The 18,597-nt window shown below is 73.3% G+C and carries 18 protein-coding genes; 3 read left to right on the top strand and 15 right to left on the bottom strand.

The window, feature by feature from the left end; genetic code table 11:
• Positions 1-36: 36 nt before the first annotated feature.
• The 11 genes from MID12_RS08025 to ligD form a co-directional block, all read right to left on the bottom strand.
• On the bottom strand, positions 37-1,173 hold the full coding sequence (locus MID12_RS08025; protein WP_263165661.1) for a C40 family peptidase: 1,137 nt from the start codon (positions 1,171-1,173) through the stop codon (positions 37-39).
• A gap of 193 nt (positions 1,174-1,366) precedes the next feature.
• A complete protein-coding gene (locus MID12_RS08020; RefSeq protein ID WP_263165659.1) occupies positions 1,367-1,645 on the bottom strand; it encodes a hypothetical protein in 279 nt (92 codons plus the stop codon).
• A gap of 73 nt (positions 1,646-1,718) precedes the next feature.
• Positions 1,719-2,444 (bottom strand): TetR/AcrR family transcriptional regulator, encoded by a 726-nt coding sequence (locus tag MID12_RS08015; RefSeq protein ID WP_040248385.1) that lies wholly within the window; start codon positions 2,442-2,444, stop codon positions 1,719-1,721.
• Between the two features lie 70 nt (positions 2,445-2,514).
• Positions 2,515-3,444: an AurF N-oxygenase family protein gene (locus tag MID12_RS08010; protein ID WP_040248382.1), complete on the bottom strand. Its 930-nt coding sequence runs from the start codon at positions 3,442-3,444 to the stop codon at positions 2,515-2,517.
• A gap of 230 nt (positions 3,445-3,674) precedes the next feature.
• Positions 3,675-4,466, bottom strand: coding sequence for a Clp protease N-terminal domain-containing protein (locus MID12_RS08005; RefSeq protein ID WP_263165656.1), 792 nt, complete (start codon positions 4,464-4,466; stop codon positions 3,675-3,677).
• A gap of 32 nt (positions 4,467-4,498) precedes the next feature.
• Positions 4,499-5,020: a DUF3291 domain-containing protein gene (locus MID12_RS08000; RefSeq protein ID WP_263165655.1), complete on the bottom strand. Its 522-nt coding sequence runs from the start codon at positions 5,018-5,020 to the stop codon at positions 4,499-4,501.
• A gap of 163 nt (positions 5,021-5,183) precedes the next feature.
• Positions 5,184-6,650: a penicillin-binding transpeptidase domain-containing protein gene (locus tag MID12_RS07995; protein WP_263165653.1), complete on the bottom strand. Its 1,467-nt coding sequence runs from the start codon at positions 6,648-6,650 to the stop codon at positions 5,184-5,186.
• A complete protein-coding gene (locus tag MID12_RS07990; protein WP_263165652.1) occupies positions 6,647-8,155 on the bottom strand; it encodes an FtsW/RodA/SpoVE family cell cycle protein in 1,509 nt (502 codons plus the stop codon). Before MID12_RS07990 ends, MID12_RS07995 begins: the two co-directional genes overlap by 4 nt.
• A 52-nt stretch (positions 8,156-8,207) precedes the next feature.
• A complete protein-coding gene (locus MID12_RS07985; protein ID WP_040248377.1) occupies positions 8,208-8,639 on the bottom strand; it encodes an SH3 domain-containing protein in 432 nt (143 codons plus the stop codon).
• Between the two features lie 288 nt (positions 8,640-8,927).
• Entirely contained in the window at positions 8,928-9,452 is a 525-nt protein-coding gene (locus MID12_RS07980) for an SRPBCC domain-containing protein (RefSeq protein ID WP_263165650.1), read from the bottom strand.
• A gap of 225 nt (positions 9,453-9,677) precedes the next feature.
• Complete coding sequence (gene ligD / locus MID12_RS07975; RefSeq protein WP_263165647.1) at positions 9,678-10,559, bottom strand: non-homologous end-joining DNA ligase; 882 nt, start codon at positions 10,557-10,559, stop codon at positions 9,678-9,680.
• 125 nt (positions 10,560-10,684) lie between these two features.
• On the opposite strand from ligD, the gene MID12_RS07970 reads away from it, so the two are divergent.
• Entirely contained in the window at positions 10,685-11,851 is a 1,167-nt protein-coding gene (locus tag MID12_RS07970; RefSeq protein ID WP_263165644.1) for a Ku protein, read from the top strand.
• 266 nt (positions 11,852-12,117) lie between these two features.
• Here the strand turns inward: MID12_RS07970 and MID12_RS07965 are convergent, their stop codons facing one another.
• Positions 12,118-12,336 carry a hypothetical protein gene (locus MID12_RS07965; RefSeq protein WP_145945116.1) on the bottom strand — a complete coding sequence of 73 codons (219 nt, stop codon included), beginning with the start codon at positions 12,334-12,336 and terminating at the stop codon, positions 12,118-12,120.
• A 417-nt stretch (positions 12,337-12,753) separates the two neighbouring features.
• Between MID12_RS07965 and MID12_RS07960 the strand changes: the two genes are divergently transcribed.
• Complete coding sequence (locus tag MID12_RS07960; RefSeq protein WP_263165642.1) at positions 12,754-13,626, top strand: putative protein N(5)-glutamine methyltransferase; 873 nt, start codon at positions 12,754-12,756, stop codon at positions 13,624-13,626.
• A gap of 56 nt (positions 13,627-13,682) precedes the next feature.
• Here the strand turns inward: MID12_RS07960 and MID12_RS07955 are convergent, their stop codons facing one another.
• The 3 genes from MID12_RS07955 to MID12_RS07945 form a co-directional block, all read right to left on the bottom strand.
• Positions 13,683-14,540, bottom strand: coding sequence for a GNAT family N-acetyltransferase (locus MID12_RS07955; RefSeq protein WP_263165639.1), 858 nt, complete (start codon positions 14,538-14,540; stop codon positions 13,683-13,685).
• 108 nt (positions 14,541-14,648) lie between these two features.
• The gene (locus MID12_RS07950; protein ID WP_263172970.1) at positions 14,649-16,103 is read right to left on the bottom strand and encodes an amino acid permease; all 1,455 of its coding nucleotides are present in this window, start codon (positions 16,101-16,103) and stop codon (positions 14,649-14,651) included.
• 224 nt (positions 16,104-16,327) lie between these two features.
• A complete protein-coding gene (locus MID12_RS07945; protein ID WP_052482187.1) occupies positions 16,328-17,284 on the bottom strand; it encodes a hypothetical protein in 957 nt (318 codons plus the stop codon).
• Between the two features lie 519 nt (positions 17,285-17,803).
• Here MID12_RS07945 and MID12_RS07940 point away from each other — a divergent pair.
• Positions 17,804-18,508 carry a ribonuclease H gene (locus tag MID12_RS07940; RefSeq protein ID WP_040248366.1) on the top strand — a complete coding sequence of 235 codons (705 nt, stop codon included), beginning with the start codon at positions 17,804-17,806 and terminating at the stop codon, positions 18,506-18,508.
• Positions 18,509-18,597: the final 89 nt, after the last annotated feature.

Genomic DNA, 18,597 nt, shown 5'->3' with positions numbered 1-18,597 from the left:
CCGCGCGCACCCGTACCGCTCGCGGCCCCGCCCCTCTCACAGCCCCCGGAACCCGGCGTCCGAGCCCGCGGTGGCGCCCGGCGGCAGCTTCGGCGGGTGCCAGCCGGTGAGCGGCCTGCTCTCCGGGTCCGGGCGGACCGCGCCGAGCACCGGGTTCGAGCCGAGCGGGGAGACCTTCACCGCCGCGCCCGGCCGCGGTGCCTGCACCACCATGCCGCCGCCCAGGTAGAGGGCCACATGGGTGGCGCCGGGGAAGTACAACACCAGGTCGCCCGGGCGGAGTTCGGAGAGCGCGAGGTGCTTCAGGCGCGCCCACTGCTCCTGGCTGGTGCGGGGCAGCGGCCGCCCCGCGTGCGCCCAGGCCCGCGAGGTCAGCCCCGAGCAGTCGAAGGCACCGGGCCCGGTCGCGCCCCACTGGTAGGGCTTGCCGATCTGCCGGACCGCGTACGACAGGGCCCGCGCCCCGGCCTTGGAGGGCGGCCGGTAGCCGCTGAGCGCGCCCGCGGTGACCAGGGAGCCGCGGGCGCTGGCCGCGTCCGCGCGCTCCAATTGCGAGACCGAGGAGAGCTCCTGCGGGCTCAGCCCGGCGAGCAGCTCCTCCACCTGCTGCAACTGGCCCCGTACCGCGTCCCGTTGGCGCTTCTGCCGCTCCGCGAGCCGCTTCTGCTTGGCGAGCGCCTTGCGGGCCTTGCCGCGCAGACCGGCCGCCTTGTGCGCGTCGCGCGTCAGCCGCTCGACGGCGGCGGTCCGGCGCGCGGACTCCCGGCCGATGACATGGCCCTCGTCGAGCGCCCGCTGCGGATCGCCCGCGAGCAGCAGCCGCAGATACGGGGAGAGCCCGCTGTGCCCCTGGTACTGCACCCGGGCCAGCCGCCCCGCCTCCGCCCGGCCGCGGTGCAGCGAGGACCGCGTCGCCGACAGCTTGTGGTCGAGCCCCCTGACCTTGGCCCGCTGCCGCTTCAGGCGTTCGGCCGCGGTGTGGTAGCGCTCGTTCGCCTGCTCGGTACGCCGGTACAGGCCCTGCAGCTCCGTGAGCAGCCCGGCCACCGAACTCTCGCCGGGCCCCGGCACCCGGGGCGCCGCCCCGGCCGTCCCGGGCGCGGCGGCGAGCGCACCGGCCACCAGCCCCGCGGTGGCGGCCGAGCAGACCCAGCGCACATGTCTGCCTGACACCTGATCACCTCCGTGCGGGACGGAGCGTCCGCCCCACAACCGCGAGCATCCGCCGGGCAGGGCGCGCGGAGGTGGATTTGGGGCCCGCACGGGCGGACAGCTCACCCGCCCAGGGGTGCCGGACGCGGGGGCGCGCCCACGGGTGGCGCAGCGCGGGGCGGTCCGGGCTTGCGGATCCGGGCGGCCCGTGGGCTCAGTCCCGTCCCCGCCGCCGCCTGGTCCACGGCCACTTCGGGCCGCCGCGCGGATCGCCCTCGGGGTCGTACTCGTAGCGCCAGCCGCGGTGCAGTCCGAGGCGGGGGCTCGGCGGTGCGGCCACCCGCTGGTAGACGAGGACGGTGGGCTCGCCGCCCTCGGGGTGCGGGACGGGGACCCGGTACGTCTTCGGGGGGTGACCGGTGGGGCCGAGCAGCACCGGCAGCACCCGGCCGTCCAGGGGGCCGCCGAAGAAGGGGGTGTCTTCGCTCTTCACCCCGCCAGTGTGGCCGAAGGGCCCGGGGCCGGGACCCGCGGGCCCGGGCACCGCAGGGCCCGGGGCCGGGCGCTCACCCCAGTTCCGCCGCCGCCTCCACCAGCGGCAGGATGCGCTGCGCGAGCCGGGGTATCACGCCGCCGGGCTCCTCCAGGGACAGGACGTACCCCACGATCTCGGCGATCTGCTCGTCCCGGCCCGCGGCCGTGACCAGCTGCACCACCAGGTTCTCCACCAGCCAGTCGCGCAGCTCCTCGACCGAGGGGTCCTTGCCCTCGTCCAGCCAGATCAGCGAGGCGGCCTCCACCGCGGTGATCCACATCCGCACCGCCATCCGCAGCCGCGGGCCCGGATCGGTGACGCCGAGGTGGCGCAGGATCTGCTCGGCGGCGGCGCGGCGCACCTCGTCCACGATGGCGCTGGTCCGGGAGGTCTCCACCACGCTGCCGCCCTGGAGCAGGGCGCTGAACCCGGCGTCGTGCCCGACCACGAAGGCCAGATAGCGGTCCAGGGCCCGGGACAGGCGCTGCATCAGCGGGCCCTCCTCGGGCTCCGCGAAGCACTGCTCCAGTACGTCGGCGGCGCTGCGCAGGGCGGCCTCGTAGAGCTGCTGCTTGCCGCCCGGGAAGTAGCGGTAGACCAGCGGGCGCGAGACCCCGGCGGCCTCGGCGACGTCGTCGAGGGAGACGTCCTCGGGTGCGCGGTGGGCGAAGAGCTGGAGCGCCGTGTCGATGAGCTGGGCGCGCCGGTCCTCGACGCTGAGCCGCCGGTAGGCGCGCGGGGTGGCTGCCGAGGTCATGCCAGGCAGCGTAACCGGCTTCGGGGCCGGGCAGTGGCGCGCCCTTCGGGTCCCGGCCACGGGCGGCGGCTCAGCCGAGCAGCCCGGAGCTGCGCCACAGGGGGCGCCCGACGCCGCGCAGCAGGCCGATGTCGTCGAGGAAGTCGGTCAGCCGCCGGGCGCCGGCCTGCATCACCTCGCGGCGGTGGCCGCTCGCCCTGACCTGGGCGACGGCCTCCCGGCGGTCCAGGCCGACGTTCGCGTAGACCTGCGGGTTGACGAAGGCGACGGAGAAGACGCGGGCCGCCTCACCGGCGCTGAGGATGGTCAGCTGCCGCTCCCAGGCGGGCGCGGTCGCCATCTGGCGCCGCAACTCCTCGCGCGCGTACCGGACATGGCGGGCCTCCTCGATGACATGGATGCGGGTCACCCCGCGGACCAGGGACTGCACCCGCTCGTCGGGGAAGGTCAGCCGCTGCATCCAGTCGAGGATCTCCTCGCCGAGCAGGGTGCAGGCGAAGGAGCCGGGGGTGGTGGAGACCGTCTTGAGGATCCTGGCCAGATTGTGGTTGAGCCGCGAGACCGGGTACGCGGGCACCCCGGCCTTGTGGATCATGCGCGCGAACATCATCGAGTGGCGGCACTCGTCGGCGATCTCGGTGAGCGCGTACCGCACATGGCTGCTGGTCAGCGACTTGTCGTAGATGTGGCGGACGAGGAGCTGGATGAGGATGACCTCGAACCAGATGCCGAGCGAGGCGAGCGAGGCCGCCTCGTGCCGGGCGAGGTCCCGCCGCTGCTCCTCGGACATCCGTTTCCACAGCGGGGTGCCGTAGAGCGAGACCAGCTCCGGCGGCCAGAACCACTTGCCGTCCTCCAGCGGGGCGTCCCAGTCGAGTTCGCGGTCGGGGTCGAAGGAGTGCCGGGCGGAGGAGTCGAGCAGGCGCAGCGCGGTCTCCTCGCGGTCCTTCAGCAGGCCGAGGGCGTCCCTGAGCAGCACGGACTCGGGCACGGTGGTCATCGTCGACACCTCTTCGTACGGGTACTCGGGCTCTCGGGACCGCGGAGGTCTCCGCCTTATAAGACTGCTTGTCAGCAAGGCCGTCAATCCCCTGTGCGGGACTTGTTGAACGCCCGGGGAGCGGGGCCGCGGCGCACGAGGGCCGCCCCCGGCTCCGGGGTGCCGGAGGCGGGGGCGGCCGAGGGGTGGACGGTCGGGCGGGAGGGTGCGGAGGGGCGGGCCGGGGCGGCTCAGTCCCCGGGGCCGGTCTGTGTCGTGCCGGAGGTCCCGGCGGCTCCCTTCGTGCTCTGGCCGACGGCGGCCGTGAACTGGTCGAGCAGGGCGGTCACCTCGGCCTCGACGCGGTCCTTGTCCACGCCGAGACCGGAGAGGACCCCGCTGCCGTCCTCGTGTTCCAGGAGCGAGAGCAGCAGGTGCTCGGTGCCGATGTAGTTGTGTCCGAGGCGCAGGGCCTGGCGGAAGGTCAGCTCCAGGACCTTGCGCGCCCCGGCGTCGTACGGGATCAGCTCCGGCGGGTTCTCGGCGGGGCCCGGCAGCGCGTCGGTGGCCGCGCCGCGGAGCTGCTCGACCGTGGCGCCCTGGGAGGTGAGCGCGTGCACCGCGAGCGACTCCGGCTCGGCGAGCAGGCCGAGGACCAGGTGCTCGGCGCGTACCTCGGCGTGCGCGGCGGACTGGGCCTCGTGGTGCGCGGCGACCACCGCGTTGCGGGCGCGCGGGGTGAAGCGGCCGAAGCCCTGGTTCGGGTCGAGGGCCGGTGCCTCGCCCGGGTCCTTCGGTACGAAGCGCTTCTGGGCGGCCTGCCGGGTGACCCCCATGCTGCGGCCGATCTCGGCCCAGGAGGCGCCCGAGCGGCGGGCCTGGTCGACGAAGTGGCCGATGAGGTGGTCGGCCACTTCGCCGAGGTGGTCGGCGGCGACCACGGCGTCGGTGAGCTGTTCCAGTACGTCGGTGTGGACCGTCTTGATGGCCTGGATCAGGTCGTCCAGACGGACCTGGCTGGTGATGCGGGCAGGTTCGGTCATGTGTCAACCGTAAGTTGACATGCCGCGAGGTGTCAACCCTGGGTTGCGCCCTCCGGGGTCTCGTGGTCCGCCCGCTCCGGGGCGAGGGGCGCGGCCTGCTGTGCGGGGAAGGTGGCGCGCAGGGTGAAGGCGTACGGGTGCGGGCCGTGGGCGCGCAGGTGGTCCAGGCGCTCCCGCGCCTCGGTGACGGTCGGCAGATGCCCCGCGGGCACCCACCACAGGGCGGTGACCGCCTCGTCCAGCCGCTCGAAGAACTCCCTGCGGCGGGCGAGGAGTTCGCGATGCGTGCCCTGGTACATGAAGGCGGTCAGGGACTCCGGGTCCCGCCACACCGACATGTTGACGATGATCCACTCGTCCTCGTAGGGGCGCAGATCGGTGGCGTCGTCGCCCTCGCCCTGGAGCCGCCAGACGAATCCGGGCGCGGCGTCGGCGATCGCGTTCACCGGGTCGAGGTTGTCGGAGAAGTCCTTCAACTGCGGTGAGTCCAGCGGGGCTTTGAGGCGGGCGATATTGATCTGGGCGAGTTCGAAGGGTGTGCTCTCGGCTGCCATGGCGGCACGATAGGCGGACGCCGGGCGGGACCCGGACCCGGTCCGGAAGCTGAGAAGATCCCGCGGCAGGCTTCGGGCAGCAGACGGGCGGCGGTGGTAACAGGCAGCGTGCGGCGGGCAATTGGCAGCGCGTGGCGGCAACTGGCGTGCGGCGCGCGGCGGTTCAGCGCCCGAGTGCCGCTTCCATGACGGCCCGGGCGATCGGTGCCGCGCTGCCGCCGCCGCTGATCTCCGCGCGGTCGGCCGCCGCGTCCTCCACCACCACGGCCACCGCGACCGGCGGCGCGTCTCCGGCCTCGCTCTGCGCCCAGGAGACGAACCAGGCATAGGGCGTACCGGAGTTGGCGACGCCGTGCTGGGCGGTGCCGGTCTTGCCGCCGACCGTCGCCCCGGGGATCCGCGCCTTCTTGCCGCTGCCCTCCTCGACCGCCGTGGTCATCAGCTCCGCCAGCCGCCGCGCGGTGGCCGGGGTCATCGCCTGCCGGGCCCGGGCACCGGCGGTCCTGCGCACCGTGCGCCCCTCGCCGGTGGTCACCTTGTCCACCAGGTACGGCGGCTTCACCGCGCCGCCCGCCGCGACCGCCCCCGCGACCATCGCCATCTGCAAGGGGGTCGCCCGGGTGTCGAACTGCCCGATGGCGGACATCGCGAGCTGCGCCCGGTCCATCCCGGTGTCGAAGGTGCTCGGGGCGACCGGGAAGGGGATGCGCAGCGAGGCGTCGTCGAAGCCGAAGCGCCCGGCGGTGCGGCTCATCGCGGGCAGCCCGGTCCGTACGCCGAGCCGGGCGAAGACGGTGTTGCAGGACCAGGCGAAGGCATAGCGCAGCGAGGCGTTCCGGCAGCCGCGCGCCTCGTTGCCGAGCAGCCGGTCGGAACCCGGCAGCCGGTACGGGTCGGGGGAGCGGGTCGGCGCGTCCAGGTCCCGGACCAGGCCCGCGTCCAGGGCCGCGGCGGCGGTGACCACCTTGAAGGTCGAGCCGGGCGGATAGGTCCCCCGGACGGCCCGGTTCAGCATCGGCTGGTCCGGGTCGGCTTCGAGCCGCTTCCACCTGCGCCCCACCGAGGCGCTGGTGCCGGAGAGCGCACCCGGGTCGTACGAGGGGGTGGAGACGAGGGCGAGGATGCGGCCGGTGGAGGGGTCGAGGGCGGCGACGGCGCCCTTGCGGTCGCCGAGCCCCTCGAAAGCGGCGCGCTGGGCGGCCGGATCGAGGGTGGTGAACACCCGCCCGCCGGGGCTGCGGCCCGGGTCCGCCCCGGCGAGCGCGGCGAGCGAGCCGAAGGGCGCGAGGGCCGGGTCGGTGCCGGAGAGCACGGCGTCCTCGGCGTTCTCCAGGAGGCTGCTGCCGTAGGTCTGGGAGTCGAAGCCGGTGACCGGGGCGTACAACGGGCCCTCGCGGTAGGTGCGTTCGTAGCGCAGGTTCTCGCCGGTGTCCTTGGAGCCGGTGATGCCGCGCCCGGCGACCAGGATCTCGCCGCGGGGCTGCTGGTAGCGCTCGATGCCCGCGCGGCGGTTGGCGCTGTTGGCCTCCAGTGAGCCGGCCTCGACGAGTTGCAGCCGCCCGGCGTTGACCAGCAGCGCGAGCAGCGGCAGCAGGCAGCAGAGGGCCACCCGGCGGATGTACCGGGTCATGGGGCGTCCGGTTCCGCGTGCGCGGCGAGCGGGCGGGGCGCGGGGGCGGACTCGGGGGCGCTCTTTGCGGTGGTGGCCGGGACGGGTCCGGGGGCGGTCTTCTCGGCGGCCGCCGTGTCGGCTGTCGTGTCAGCCGTCGTGTCGGTTGTCGCATCGGCCGTCGCGTCGGCCGCGGTCCGGGGCCGCCGGGCCGAGTCGCTCATCCGGACCAGGAGGGCCACGATCACCCAGTTGGTGACCACCGAGGAGCCGCCCTGGGCGAGGAAGGGCATCGGCATGCCGGTCAGCGGGATCAGTCCGGTCACCCCGCCCGCGATCACGAAGACCTGGAGGGCGAGCACCGCGGCGAAGGCGGTGGCGAGCAGCCGCCCGAAGGCGTCCCGCAGGCCGAGGCCCGCCCGGTAGGCGCGCTCCACGAGCAGCGCGTAGAGCAGCAGCAGGGCCGAGAGCCCGGCGAGACCGAGTTCCTCGCCGACGGTGGCCAGGATGAAGTCGGACTTGGCGGCGAAGCCGATGAGCACCGAGTGGCCGAGGCCGAGCCCGGTCCCGGTGACCCCGCCCGCGCCGAAGGCGAAGAGCGACTGGGCGAGCTGCCCGGGGCCCTCGCCCGCCTCGATGGAGGCGAAGGGGTGCAGCCACTCGGTGATCCGGGCGTGCACATGCGGTTCGTAGCGTCCGACGAGCCAGGCGCCCGCGGAGGCGAGCAGCAGACCGGCGGCGATCCAGCCGATCCGCCCGGTGGCCGCGTAGAGCAGCACCACGAAGAGGCCGAAGAAGAGCAGCGAGGTGCCGAGGTCGCGTTCGAGGACCAGCACCGTGACGCTGAGCAGCCAGACGGTGAGCACCGGGCCGAGCACCCGCCCGGTGGGCAGCCGCAGCGGGCCGAACCGCCGCCCGGTGTGGACCAGGGCCTGCTGCCCGGCGGCGAGGTGCGCGGCGAAGAAGACGGCGAGCAGCACCTTCGCGAACTCCCCCGGCTGCAGGGAGAGTCCGCCCGCCCTGATCCAGATCCGGGCGCCGTTGACCGCGGGGAAGAAGACGGGGGCGAGCATCAGCGCGAGGGCGGTGAGCACGCTCAGATGGGCGTAGCGCCGCAGCACCCGGTGGTCGCGCAGCAGCAGGAGCACCACGAGGAAGAGGGCGATGCCGACGGTGGACCAGACGAGTTGCGCGGGCGCCGCCCGGTGGTCCGGCGTCTCCAGGTCGAGGCGGAACAGGAGCACCAGGCCGAGTCCGTTGAGGAGCACGGCGATCGGCAGCAGCAGCGGATCGGCGTACGGGGCGCGCCGGCGCACGACCAGATGGGCGAGGAGGGCGAACGCACCGAGCCCGGCGCCGTAACCGGCGGCGCCGGGCGGGAGGGTGCCGTTCTTCGCCAGGCCCACGGCGCAGTAGCCGTAGACCGGGAGAAGAACGGCCAGGACGGTCAGACCGAGTTCGGTGCCGCGGCCCCGGGGAGGGCGGCGCGTGGCCTCGGGGGCCGCGCCCGCCGTCGTTCCGGTCATGCCGGGGAACGTAGCAAGCACCGGACGCTATGTCCTGTTCTGTGGGGGTGGGTCAGCACCAGCGGGGGGCCGGGCCGATGTTCTCGATGTAGCGGGCCGAGGCCCAGGCCCAGGTGCCGTCCGCGAGGAGGTACCAGCGCCAGTTGCCGTCGACGTTGTCGCCCTTGGTCTTGCAGTAGATGTGGACGTAGGCGCCGTAGGGCTTGGAGCCGATCACGTCGCTGCTGCGGGTGGGGGCCTCGCGCAGCAGCAGTCCGCTGCGGGCGATGACCCGGCCCTTGTAGTAGCGGTGCGAGTCCGGCGACCACTGCGTCTCGGCCGTGTGGTCCGAGGGCAGCTGGTTCGTGACGCCCGGCAGCGAGTCCTCGCCGACCGGCTGCGGGTCCGCACCGGCCGCGAAGGCGGAGCCGGTCACGGCGACGGCCGTGAGGGCGCCGGCGGCGGCAGTTATGGCGATTCGGTGCGCGAGAGACCGCACAGACATGTGTCCTCCAGAGGAAGGAGTTCGAGGGTGATATGAGCAGGTTCACACTAAAACGTCCACATAATGTGCGCAAAAGATCACTCTGCGTACTCAGGGGTGGGGTGGCGCACCGGCAGGGCGGCTCAATCGCCTTTCAGGCAGGGCGAGTTGGGCACCTGGGCAACTGCGGTCGACCGCTCCCCTCCCCGCTGCCGCGCGCCCCGTCCCGCCGAAATCGCCCGCATGGCCCTCGGTTCGGATCCCCCGGCCCGCCGCCGCGCCTGCCCCGGCCGCCGGTCGGGCCCGCCCTCACCGCCCGGTGCGCTCCGCGTACGTCCGCAGGACCTCGATCAGCTCGTTCCACCCCGCCGCATGGCTCTCGTACGAGGCCTCCGGGTGTTCCGGCGGCAGCGGCACCTCGGTGAAGCCGCTCTCGGTGAGGTGGAGCAGGGTGCGCTCGCCCTCGGCCGCCAGGGTGAACTCGACCAGGGTGGCGTTGCCGGGGACCGCGATGTCGCCCGGATAGCCGCTCGCCCACAGATAGGCGAAGTGCTGCGGGGGATCGACCTTCACGATCTTCGTCGGGAACTGCCCGGCGCTCCCGTGGTCCACCTGCATGATCCCGCCGGGGCGCAGATCGATCTGGGCGGGCGCCCCCTGCCCGAACCACTCGCCGACGTGCCCGGGTTCGGTGAGCACCGCCCAGACCCGCTCGATGGGCGCCGCGATGCGGACCTCCCGCTCGATCCGGTCCGCCGGGGCGGCCGGTTCCCGGTCCGGTCCCGGCTCGGTGGGCCCGTCCGTGGTGCGGCGCGCCTTGCCGTTCTCGCTCATGAAGGGGTTCCTCACGTGGGGGTGGGTGGGGGCTCGGGCGGGTGCCGCGCGAGCCGGTGTCCGTACCCGGTCTCTGTACCCGGTCCCGGGCTGTGGGTCGTGGAGTGCGGGTTGTGAATTGCGGATTGTGGGTCTCAGGTTGTCGGTCCCGGAGTTGCGGGTTCCCGGGGTTGTGGGTTGTGAGTCGCGGGGCTCGGGAGGGGGCGGGGTCCCGGATCTCCGGTCTCAGGGCAGCGGCCGGGCGCGGTTCGGGTTGAACAGCGGGGCCAGCAGGTCGCCGTGGGCCTGGAGCCGTGGGGGGATGTCGTCGGCCAGGAAGTGCAGCCGGGCGGCGTCCCGGCAGTCGGCCACCTCCTCCCAGGTGACCGGCGCCGAGACGGAGGGCTCGGGCCGCGCCCGCAGGGTGTACGGGGTGGCGGTGGTCTTGGCCGCCGCGTTCTGGCTGAAGTCCACGAACACCCGGCCCGGCCGCAGGCTCTTGGTCATCCGGTGCGTGACGAGCCCGGGCAGCGCCTGCTCCGCCTCCACCGCGAGCCCCTTGGCGTAGCCGGTGACCTCGCCCGAGGGGGTCGGCTCGATCGGCGCGAGCAGGTGCAGGCCCTTGGCCCCGGAGGTCTTCGCGAAGGCCTCGATGCCGTCGGCGGCAAGCCGCTCGCGCAGCCAGAGCGCTACCTCGCAGCACTCCACGACGCTCGCGGGCGCCCCGGGGTCGAGATCGAGGACCAGCCGGTCGGCGATCCCGTGGGCGTCCGCCTGCCACTGGGGCGTATGGAACTCCGTCACCAGATTGGCCGACCAGACCAGGGTCGCCAGATCCTGTACGAGGACCTGCCGCGCGGGCCCGTCGGAGTGCGGCACCTCGGCGGTCCTGATCCAGGAGGGCGTACCCGGCGGCACGTTCTTCGCGAAGAACCGCTGCCCCTCGGGCCCGTCCGGGAACCGCAGGAAGGACACCGGCCGGTTGTACAGGTGCGCGAGCAGCGAGCCCGCCACGCTCGCGTAGTAGTGGACCACCTCGCCCTTGGTGAAGTGGCGCGCCGGATAGATGACCTTGTCGAGGTTGCTGAGCGCCAGCCGTCGCCCCTCCACCTCCGTGATGGGCGTCATACGATGAGAATCCCACGAAAGCCGAGCCAAGCCCATCGAAGCGGGAGAAAAGCCCCCCGGGTGGTCACTCCCGTACGGGACCGGTGCGCGGTCCCCGGCGGGCCCTCCAGCAAAGGTGTCAGATCGTGCGATCCATATGGAACGGCGCCATCTCCTTCGGCCTGGTCAGCATCCCGATCAAGGTCGTGAACGCCACCGAGAACCACAATGTCTCGTTCCGGCAGATCCACACCGAGGACGGCGGCCGCATCCGCTACCGCAAGGTCTGCGAGCTGGAGGACCGCGAGGTCACCCAGTCCGAGATCGGCAAGGGCTACGAGGACGTCGACGGCTCGATCATCCCGATCTCGGAGGAGGAGCTGTCCGCGCTGCCGCTGAGCACCGCCAAGACCATCGAGATCGTCGCCTTCGTCCCGGCCGACCGGATCGACCCGCTCCAGATGGACGCCGCCTACTACCTCGCGGCCAACGGAGCCCCCGCGACCAAGCCGTACACCCTGCTGCGCGAGGCGCTGAAGCGCAGCCGCAAGGTGGCGGTGGCCAAGTTCGCCCTGAGGGGCCGCGAGCGGCTCGGGATGCTGCGCGTGGTCGACGACGTCATCGCCATGCACGGGCTGCTGTGGCCGGACGAGATCCGCACCACCGAGGGGGTCGCCCCGGACGCCGAGGTCACCGTGCGCGAGGCCGAACTCGACCTGGCGGACGCCCTGATGGACACCCTCGGCGAGGTCGATCTGGCGAGCCTGCACGACGAGTACCGGGAGGCCGTCGAGGAACTGATCGCGGCCAAGGCGGGCGGCGAGGCCCTCGCCCCGGCACCGGCCGCCGAACGCAAGGGCGGCAAGGTCATCGACCTGATGTCGGCGCTGCAGAGTTCGGTACGGGCGGCCCAGGAGGCGCGCGGGGAGGGCGGCGGCGGGTCCGCGGCCGAGATGGCCGAGGTGCGGCGGCTGCCGCGGGAGTCCGGCGAGGGCTCCGCCACCGCCCGGCGGTCCGCCCCGGCCCGGCCCAAGGAGGTCGGCGGCAAGAAGTCCACCTCCACCGCGAAGAAGGCGGCGAAGAAGACGCCCGCCAAGAAGTCGACGGCCAAGGCAGGTTCGGGTACCACCGCGGCCAAGAAGACCGCCCAGTCGGGGAGTTCGGCCTCCCGGCAGGGCGCCAAGAAGACGGCGGGCAAGACGGCGGCGAAGTCCGCGGCCGGCACGAAGTCCGCCGCCCGGCAACCGGCGAAGTCCTCCGCCTCCGCCAAGTCGACGGCGAAGAAGACGAGTTCACGGCGCAAGGCCTCGTAGCCGCATCGGGCGCGGGATGCGTTGCGCGCGTGGCTGCCGATCGGAGCGGCATGCGCTCAGGCGACTGGTGGGGCCCGACGCGGGATGCGTTACGCGAATGGTGGGGCCCGGAGCGGATGCGCCTACGCGAGTGGCGGCTGTGCGCGAGGGTCCGCCGCCGGGGGCGGGAGGCGCGTGTGCGAGTGCTGGTACGAGTGGCCGTACGCGGAAGGCCGCCGCCGGGCGGGAGGTGCCCGGCGGCGGCCCGGGTCAGGGACCGCTTCCGCTCACCGCGGGTCGGTTTCCTCCTGGGTCCGCTCGGGGGTGCCGGTGCCCGGCGGGGTGAGGTCCTGGACGGCTCCGCGGGCGGGGAGGGACCAGCCGCCCTCCCGGGACTCCACGGCTTCCACCTCGACCGCCTCCACCTCGGCGACGGCCAGCTCGGCGGCGGTACGCGGCGGGCGGTTGGGGTGGCTCATCGGGTTCAGACGATCCCAGCGGGTCATACGAACTCCTTCGGTGCTGACGGCTCGCGCACTGCCGCTCACGGTCCGCTGTCCGGGATCCGTCGGGGCAGTGCCCGGGACTTCCTCCACGTATACGCCATCGGGGCCCGGGGGTGCCTATTGGTTGAACCAGTGCGCGGCCGGGCCCGTGATACGGCCTTCGTACGGCGTTCGAGGAGGCGGCGGACGGTTGCCGGGAGGGCGCCTCGGGCAAGGGCTCTGGGGGGTGCGCCCCGCGCGGCGGCTCCTGCTACTGTGGCCCGTCCGATCGACGACCGAGGAGGTGAGCCCCATCAACGCACGTCAGGCAGGGTGCTCACGCCCCAGGACCTCGCGCCTCGGGACGGCACAGGGATCCCCGCACCGCGGGTGAACCCGGGAGCGCCCTTCGTCCGTCCGAAAGGCCCCGCTCTTCTCATGTCAGGTTCCCCGTCCCGCGGCCCCGTTCCCGGCCCCGGTGACCCCTCTCCCGTACCGCCCGTCCGGAGCCGGCCGCCGGTCCCGGAGCGTGAGCCCGTCCCGGACCCCGCCCTCGTCGCCCGTCTCCGTGCCTCCGGCTGCGTCTTCGCCGAGGACGAGGCCGCGCTGCTGACCGCCGCCGCCCCGGACGCGGCCGCCCTGGAGGCGATGGTGCGGCGCCGGATCGCCGGGCTGCCCCTCGAACACGTCCTGGGCTGGGCCGAGTTCCGCGGGCTGCGGGTGGCGGTCGGGCCCGGGGTCTTCGTGCCGCGGCGGCGCAGCGAGTACCTGGTGGACCGCGCCCTCGCGCTCGGCCGCCCCGGCGCCCTGGTCACCGACCTCTGCTGCGGCTCGGGCGCGCTCGGCCTCGCCCTCGCCACCGCGCTCGGCGCGGCCGCACTGCACGCCGCTGACATCGATGCCGCCGCCGTCGACTGCGCCCGCCGCAACCTCGCCCCGGTGGGCGGCACCGTCCACCAGGGGGACCTGTACGAGGCGCTGCCCGGAGCCCTGCGCTGCCGGATCGACATCCTCCTCGCCAACGTCCCGTACGTACCCTCCGGAGAGGTCCCGCTGCTGCCCGCCGAGGCACGCGAGCACGAGCCGCTCACCGCGCTCGACGGCGGCGGCGACGGACTCGACGTGCTGCGCCGGGTGAGCGGCTCGGCCCGGGAGTGGCTGGCTCCCGGCGGCGTCCTCCTGGTGGAGACCGGCGCCCGCCAATCGGCCCGGGCCGCCCGGCTGTTCACCGAGGGCGGGCTCACGGCCGAGGTGCACAGCGACGCGGAGGAGCAGGCCACCGTGGTGGTGGGGACCCGGCCGCGGTCATAACTGCCCTGGAGTCAACTGCCCTGCGGGTCAAGGCGGTTCGAGAACTCCCCCACAGCTCAGCCCAGTTCGAGGCTGGTCACGCCGTAGACCCGTTCCAGGTGCGGCGGTTGTGCCGGGTCGGTGTACATCCGGGTGGTCACCGAGCGCGGGGTCAGGCCGCGGGCGGTCACCGACTCCACGGCCTCGGTGCGGGGTTCGGGCACATCGATCCACAGCTCCTCCTCCGGTCCCAGGTGGGCGGCGAGGGCGTCGAGGAGGGCTTCGGCGCCCTCCCGGCTGTCGGCGAAGAGCGGTCCCACCCGGCGGCCCGCGCGGGCCGGGCGCAGCACCCCGTAGCCCGCGACCTCGCCCTCGCGCAGGTGCACATGGGCGTGGTGCCCCTCGGCGGTGAGCCAGCGCCGTACGAAGGAGGCGCGCTCGGCGGGGAAGCAGCGCGCGTCATAGGCGGCGAGGGCGCCCAGGTGCTCGGGGCCCACCGGGTGCACGTCCGGGTGGGGCGTGCCGGAGAGTGCCGGGCGCCCCGCGTAGCGGACGTTCTCGTAGGTGGGGTGGAAGCCGGAGCGCCGGTAGGTGGCGGTCTGCGCGGGGACCGCGTCGAGGCCGACCACGCGCGCGCCCGCGTGCGGGAAGGCGCCCCGCCAGGTGCGCAGGCCGAGGCCCCGGCCGCGGTGCTCGGGGTGGACCAGGTAGTAGCCGAGGAAGGCGAAGCGCGCGGAGTAGTTGACGACGGAGACGGCCGAGACGAGCTGCCCGCCGCTCCTGCCGACGAAGAAGCCCTCCGGGTCGGTGGGGTGGAAGCCGTGCACATCGCGCAGGCCCGGATTCCACTGCTCCTCGGCGGCCCAGTCGGCGATCTGGTGCCACTCGTCGAGACGGGCGCGGCTGAGGGTGAGTTCGGGGTGCGTCGGCTGCATGGGGGCTGCCTTTCGGGCGGTGGCGCGGTCCTCGCGCGGAGGCGGGCACGACCGGCGGGGAGACCGGCCGTGCCCGCCCCGGATCAGGGTTCTATGAGGGGCAGTTGCTCAGATCAGGTCCATGGCGGCGACCTCGTCCGGGCGGCCGTAGCTGACCGGACCCTGGAAGCGCCTGCGGGCGGTGGCGAACCACCACACGGTAGCGATGGTGAGGACCACGGCCAGGGCGATCGGGGCGTAGTTGAAGGAGGTCGCGTCGATCGGGGAGACCTGCGGCAGCATGAACAGCACGCTGCTGAACACGATCCACAGCACCGCGATCGCGGCCACCGGCTTCCCCCAGCGGCCCAGGTTCCACGGGCCGGGCTGGAAGGCGTCGCCGAGGCGCAGCCGCAGGAAGATCGGCACCGCGTAGGCGAGGAAGAGCCCGACCACGTTGACGCTGACCACGGCGGAGAAGGCGACGTGGGACCACCAGCCCGGGATCACCAGGACCAGTGAGCAGGCCGCCGCCAGCCAGACCGCCTTGACGGGGGTGCGGGTGCGGGGCGAGACGGAGTGCCACAGGCGGGAGCCCGGCATGGCGCCGTCCCGCGAGAAGGCGAAGATCTGGCGGGTGTTGCTGGTCATGTTCGCCAGTCCGCAGAAGAGCATCGCGCCGATGACGATGAGCAGCAGCATTTTCGCGGTGCCGGTGCCGAGGGCGTCGATGAGCACCTGGACCGGTGGCGCGTCGGCGCCCGCCTCCTTGCCGTAGTCGCGGATCGCGTAGACGAGGGCGAGCATGAGGAGCAGGCCGGTCACCGCGGAATAGCCGATCGCCCGCACAATTCCCTTGGGGGCGTTGACCGTTGCCTTGACCGTCTCCTCGGACATGTGGAAGCTGCCGTCGAAGCCGGTGAAAGTCCAGCTGGTGACGAGCAGGCCCAGCATTCCCGCGTAAATCGCGTTCTCGAAGCCGGTGTTGTTGGCGTAGTGCGTCACGAAACCGGCCGACTGGTGCTGGTCGGGGACCACGATCAGGGTGGTCACGATGATGACCATGCCGACGAGCAGCCACCACACCGAGATCCGGTTCAGGATCGCCACCAGCTGCACGGTGTAGGTGTTGGCGAGCGCCTGTACGACCAGGATGCCCGCGGTGATGAGCACGGTCTGCTGGAGCGTGGGGTGGTACGAGGACCACTGCATCGACACATAGGCCTGGATGAAGGTGGCCGCGGCATAGCCGGTGGCCGCGGTGCCGCCTATCTGGCCGACGAAGTTGAGCCAGCCCGTGTACCAGGACCAGGCGCCCTTGTGCTTCTTCGCGAGTTTGCCCGCGGAGAAGTAGAGCGCCCCGCTCGTCGGATAGGCGGATGCGATTTCCGCCATCGCCGCACCGACGAAGAGCACCATCACCGAGACGCCGATCCAGCCGAATACGAGAATGCGCGGGCCGCCCGCGTTCATCCCCATTCCGAAGGAGGAGAAGATGCCGGAGATGATGTTGATGATGGTGAAGGAGATGGCGAAGTTGTCGAATGCGCGGAAACGCCGTGTGAGTTTCCGCGGATATCCCATGGCATGCAGCGTCGCATCGTCGTCGAGGGTCGCCGATGCGGTGGGGGGTGCTGCCTGCGTGCGGCGGGTGGTGCGCTCGGACACGGCCGCGACCTTTCTGGGGGGTGGGGGACGGAGGAGTCGCCGGGTGGGGCCGGAGGACTCCGGGACTTGGGGGAGCACGGGGACGGGAACCGCCCGGCGGGACAACGCGGTCGGCGGCCCGCCGGGGGAGTGGGACCTCCTCAGGACGGAGCGGGTACGGGCAGTCCGCACAGCCGTCTGGCCCGGCTCAGCTGCTCCGCGGGCTCGCCGAAGGCGTGCCACGGCATCCGGGAGGCGTAGGGGCCCATCGCGGTGAAGACGGCCCGCGCCTCGAATTCGCACCGGGCCAGGAAGAGGGCCTGGGCGAGGTAGCTGAGGTCGAGCACCGGCGTGAAGCGGGCGTCGGTGACCTGCGGGAACCAGGTGTGGTAGATGCTCAGCGCGGTCTTGCGCCACTGCGGCTGCTCCCACACCTTCAGCGAAAGCGGCACCGTCGGGTCGTAGTCCTCGACCAGCGCCACAAGGGGCAGCAGCCGCAGCGGCGAGGTGGCGGGCGCCCGGTGGCTGAGGAAGGTGGCCACGTCCCAACGGGCGCTCGCCGAACCGCCGTTGCGGGCGAAGTAGTAGGAGAGCAGCCGGTGGTGGGCCTCGCGGTGCCAGGGGTCCAGGCGCAGGATCCGTACGAAGAGGCGCCAGGGTCCCGGCGGTCCGGTCATCAGCCCCTCGGGCGCCGGGTCCCGCATCCCGTCGAGCCGGGCGAGGGCCAGCTGCGCCACCCAGGGCGTGGGGTCGGCCGGGAACATCACGGCCGCCCGCTCGCAGGCGGTGAAGGCGATCCGGGTCAGCTGGCCGGTGCGCCCGTCCTCGGTGCCCGCCATCCGCAGCGCGCGCAGCATCGCCACCCGCGCCCAGAGCAGCGCCGCCTCGGGCCCCGGCTCCTCGTCGAGCCAGCGCTCGGCGAGGTCGGAGTCGGCGGCCTCGGAGGCGAGGACCAGGGAGCGGTGGGCCCGCAGCTCGAAGTCCTGCCGGGAATCGCGTAAGACCTCCTGGGCGCTGAGGTAGCGCCCTGCCCTGACATCCACGCAGGCGCGCGCCAGCTGCCGGTCGTCGGCCGCCGGATGCCATACGTACTGGCCGGCGAACGATTCCACCGTCACGCGCTCTCCCCCGTTTCCGTGTACTTTGCACGCCGGACAACCGCCATTCCGGCCAGCCGGATTCCACCCCTCGCAATTCGTGCTCGGCGGTAGCGGCTCACACACTACTGGTGATCTAAGAGGAAGTCAGGGGGTGTTGTGCACTTCCCTGGGCCGGGTTCCGTGAATTGCGCGCAGCGGTCTCGCGGACTTTCCGTGGCGGTGCGCCGCCGCCGTCCACGATTCGGCGGCCGACCCGGACCGCGGGCCTGCTCACCGGGCTCCCGCGGTGATCTCCGGCGTGATCTCCGGCAGTACCGAAGCATCCGCCGACACGGAACTCCTGCCGGACAAAACCGCCGGACAAAGCGCGGGCATATGCCCTCACCCCCCGGTCCCCTTGATAAAAAAACCGCAATACGCCTGCGAGGTGCGGCCGTACGGTATATAGGCGCCGCGGCGGGGGATTGCCGATTGCCGCGGCGGCCCCGGTGCCGGGTGCCGGACCGGCGGGCCCGCCGGGGCTGAGATGATCGGGGCATGGCACAACGAGTGATCGCCGCGTGCGACGGGGCATCGAAGGGGAATCCGGGACCAGCGGGCTGGGCCTGGGTCATCGCCGACGCCGAGGAGGTACCGGCCCGCTGGGAGGCGGGCCCGCTGGGCACGGCCACCAACAACGTCGCCGAACTCACCGCCCTGGAACAGCTGTTGACCCAGCTGGACCCCGCGGTGGAGGCAGAGATCCGGATGGACTCGCAGTACGCGATGAAGGCGGTCACCACCTGGCTGCCCGGCTGGAAGCGCAAGGGCTGGAAGACCGCCTCCGGCAAGCCGGTCGCCAACCAGGAACTGGTCGAGAGCATCGACCGCCTCCTCGAGGGCCGCACGGTGGAGTTCCGCTACGTGCCCGCGCACCAGGTCGACGGCGACCCGCTCAACGACCTCGCCGACCGCGCGGCCAGCCAGGCCGCCCAGCTCCAGGAACCCCTCGGCAGCGACCAGGGCTCCGCCGAACCCCCGGCCACCCCCAAGGCGGCCCCGGCGGGCGGCAAGGCGCGCGGCACCGGCAAGGCGGCAGGCGGCGCCCGCCGCACCGCCAAGGGCGGCGCCGCCCGCACCCTGAAGGCGAAGTTCCCGGGCCGCTGCCGCTGCGGGCGCCCCTACCCGGCCGGCGAACTGATCGCCAGGAACGACGACGGCTGGGGCCACCCGGAGTGCCGCACCGGGGCCGCCGCGGGCTGATCGCCGGGGAGCGCGCCGCGGCCGGGGCCCCGGGAACCGCAGGCGCGCGCCGCTCGTCGGGTACCAGTGTCACGGGGGCGGGGACGCCC

This window comes from Streptomyces sp. SCSIO ZS0520, assembly GCF_025643355.1.
Classification (GTDB): domain Bacteria; phylum Actinomycetota; class Actinomycetes; order Streptomycetales; family Streptomycetaceae; genus Streptomyces; species Streptomyces physcomitrii.
This window is presented reverse-complemented; position numbering and strand designations above follow the sequence as displayed.

Coding starts and splice junctions, on each gene's coding strand:
- MID12_RS07940 (WP_040248366.1), top strand. CDS start 17,804: ATGGCACAACGAGTGATCGCCGCGTGCGACGGGGCATCGAAGGGGAAT.
- MID12_RS08010 (WP_040248382.1), bottom strand. CDS start 3,444: ATGACCACCGTGCCCGAGTCCGTGCTGCTCAGGGACGCCCTCGGCCTG.
- MID12_RS08005 (WP_263165656.1), bottom strand. CDS start 4,466: ATGACCGAACCTGCCCGCATCACCAGCCAGGTCCGTCTGGACGACCTG.
- MID12_RS07990 (WP_263165652.1), bottom strand. CDS start 8,155: ATGACCGGAACGACGGCGGGCGCGGCCCCCGAGGCCACGCGCCGCCCT.
- MID12_RS07965 (WP_145945116.1), bottom strand. CDS start 12,336: ATGACCCGCTGGGATCGTCTGAACCCGATGAGCCACCCCAACCGCCCG.
- ligD (WP_263165647.1), bottom strand. CDS start 10,559: ATGACGCCCATCACGGAGGTGGAGGGGCGACGGCTGGCGCTCAGCAAC.
- MID12_RS07955 (WP_263165639.1), bottom strand. CDS start 14,540: ATGCAGCCGACGCACCCCGAACTCACCCTCAGCCGCGCCCGTCTCGAC.
- MID12_RS07980 (WP_263165650.1), bottom strand. CDS start 9,452: ATGAGCGAGAACGGCAAGGCGCGCCGCACCACGGACGGGCCCACCGAG.
- MID12_RS08015 (WP_040248385.1), bottom strand. CDS start 2,444: ATGACCTCGGCAGCCACCCCGCGCGCCTACCGGCGGCTCAGCGTCGAG.
- MID12_RS07950 (WP_263172970.1), bottom strand. CDS start 16,103: ATGGGATATCCGCGGAAACTCACACGGCGTTTCCGCGCATTCGACAAC.
- MID12_RS07995 (WP_263165653.1), bottom strand. CDS start 6,650: ATGACCCGGTACATCCGCCGGGTGGCCCTCTGCTGCCTGCTGCCGCTG.
- MID12_RS07985 (WP_040248377.1), bottom strand. CDS start 8,639: ATGTCTGTGCGGTCTCTCGCGCACCGAATCGCCATAACTGCCGCCGCC.
- MID12_RS08000 (WP_263165655.1), bottom strand. CDS start 5,020: ATGGCAGCCGAGAGCACACCCTTCGAACTCGCCCAGATCAATATCGCC.
- MID12_RS07960 (WP_263165642.1), top strand. CDS start 12,754: ATGTCAGGTTCCCCGTCCCGCGGCCCCGTTCCCGGCCCCGGTGACCCC.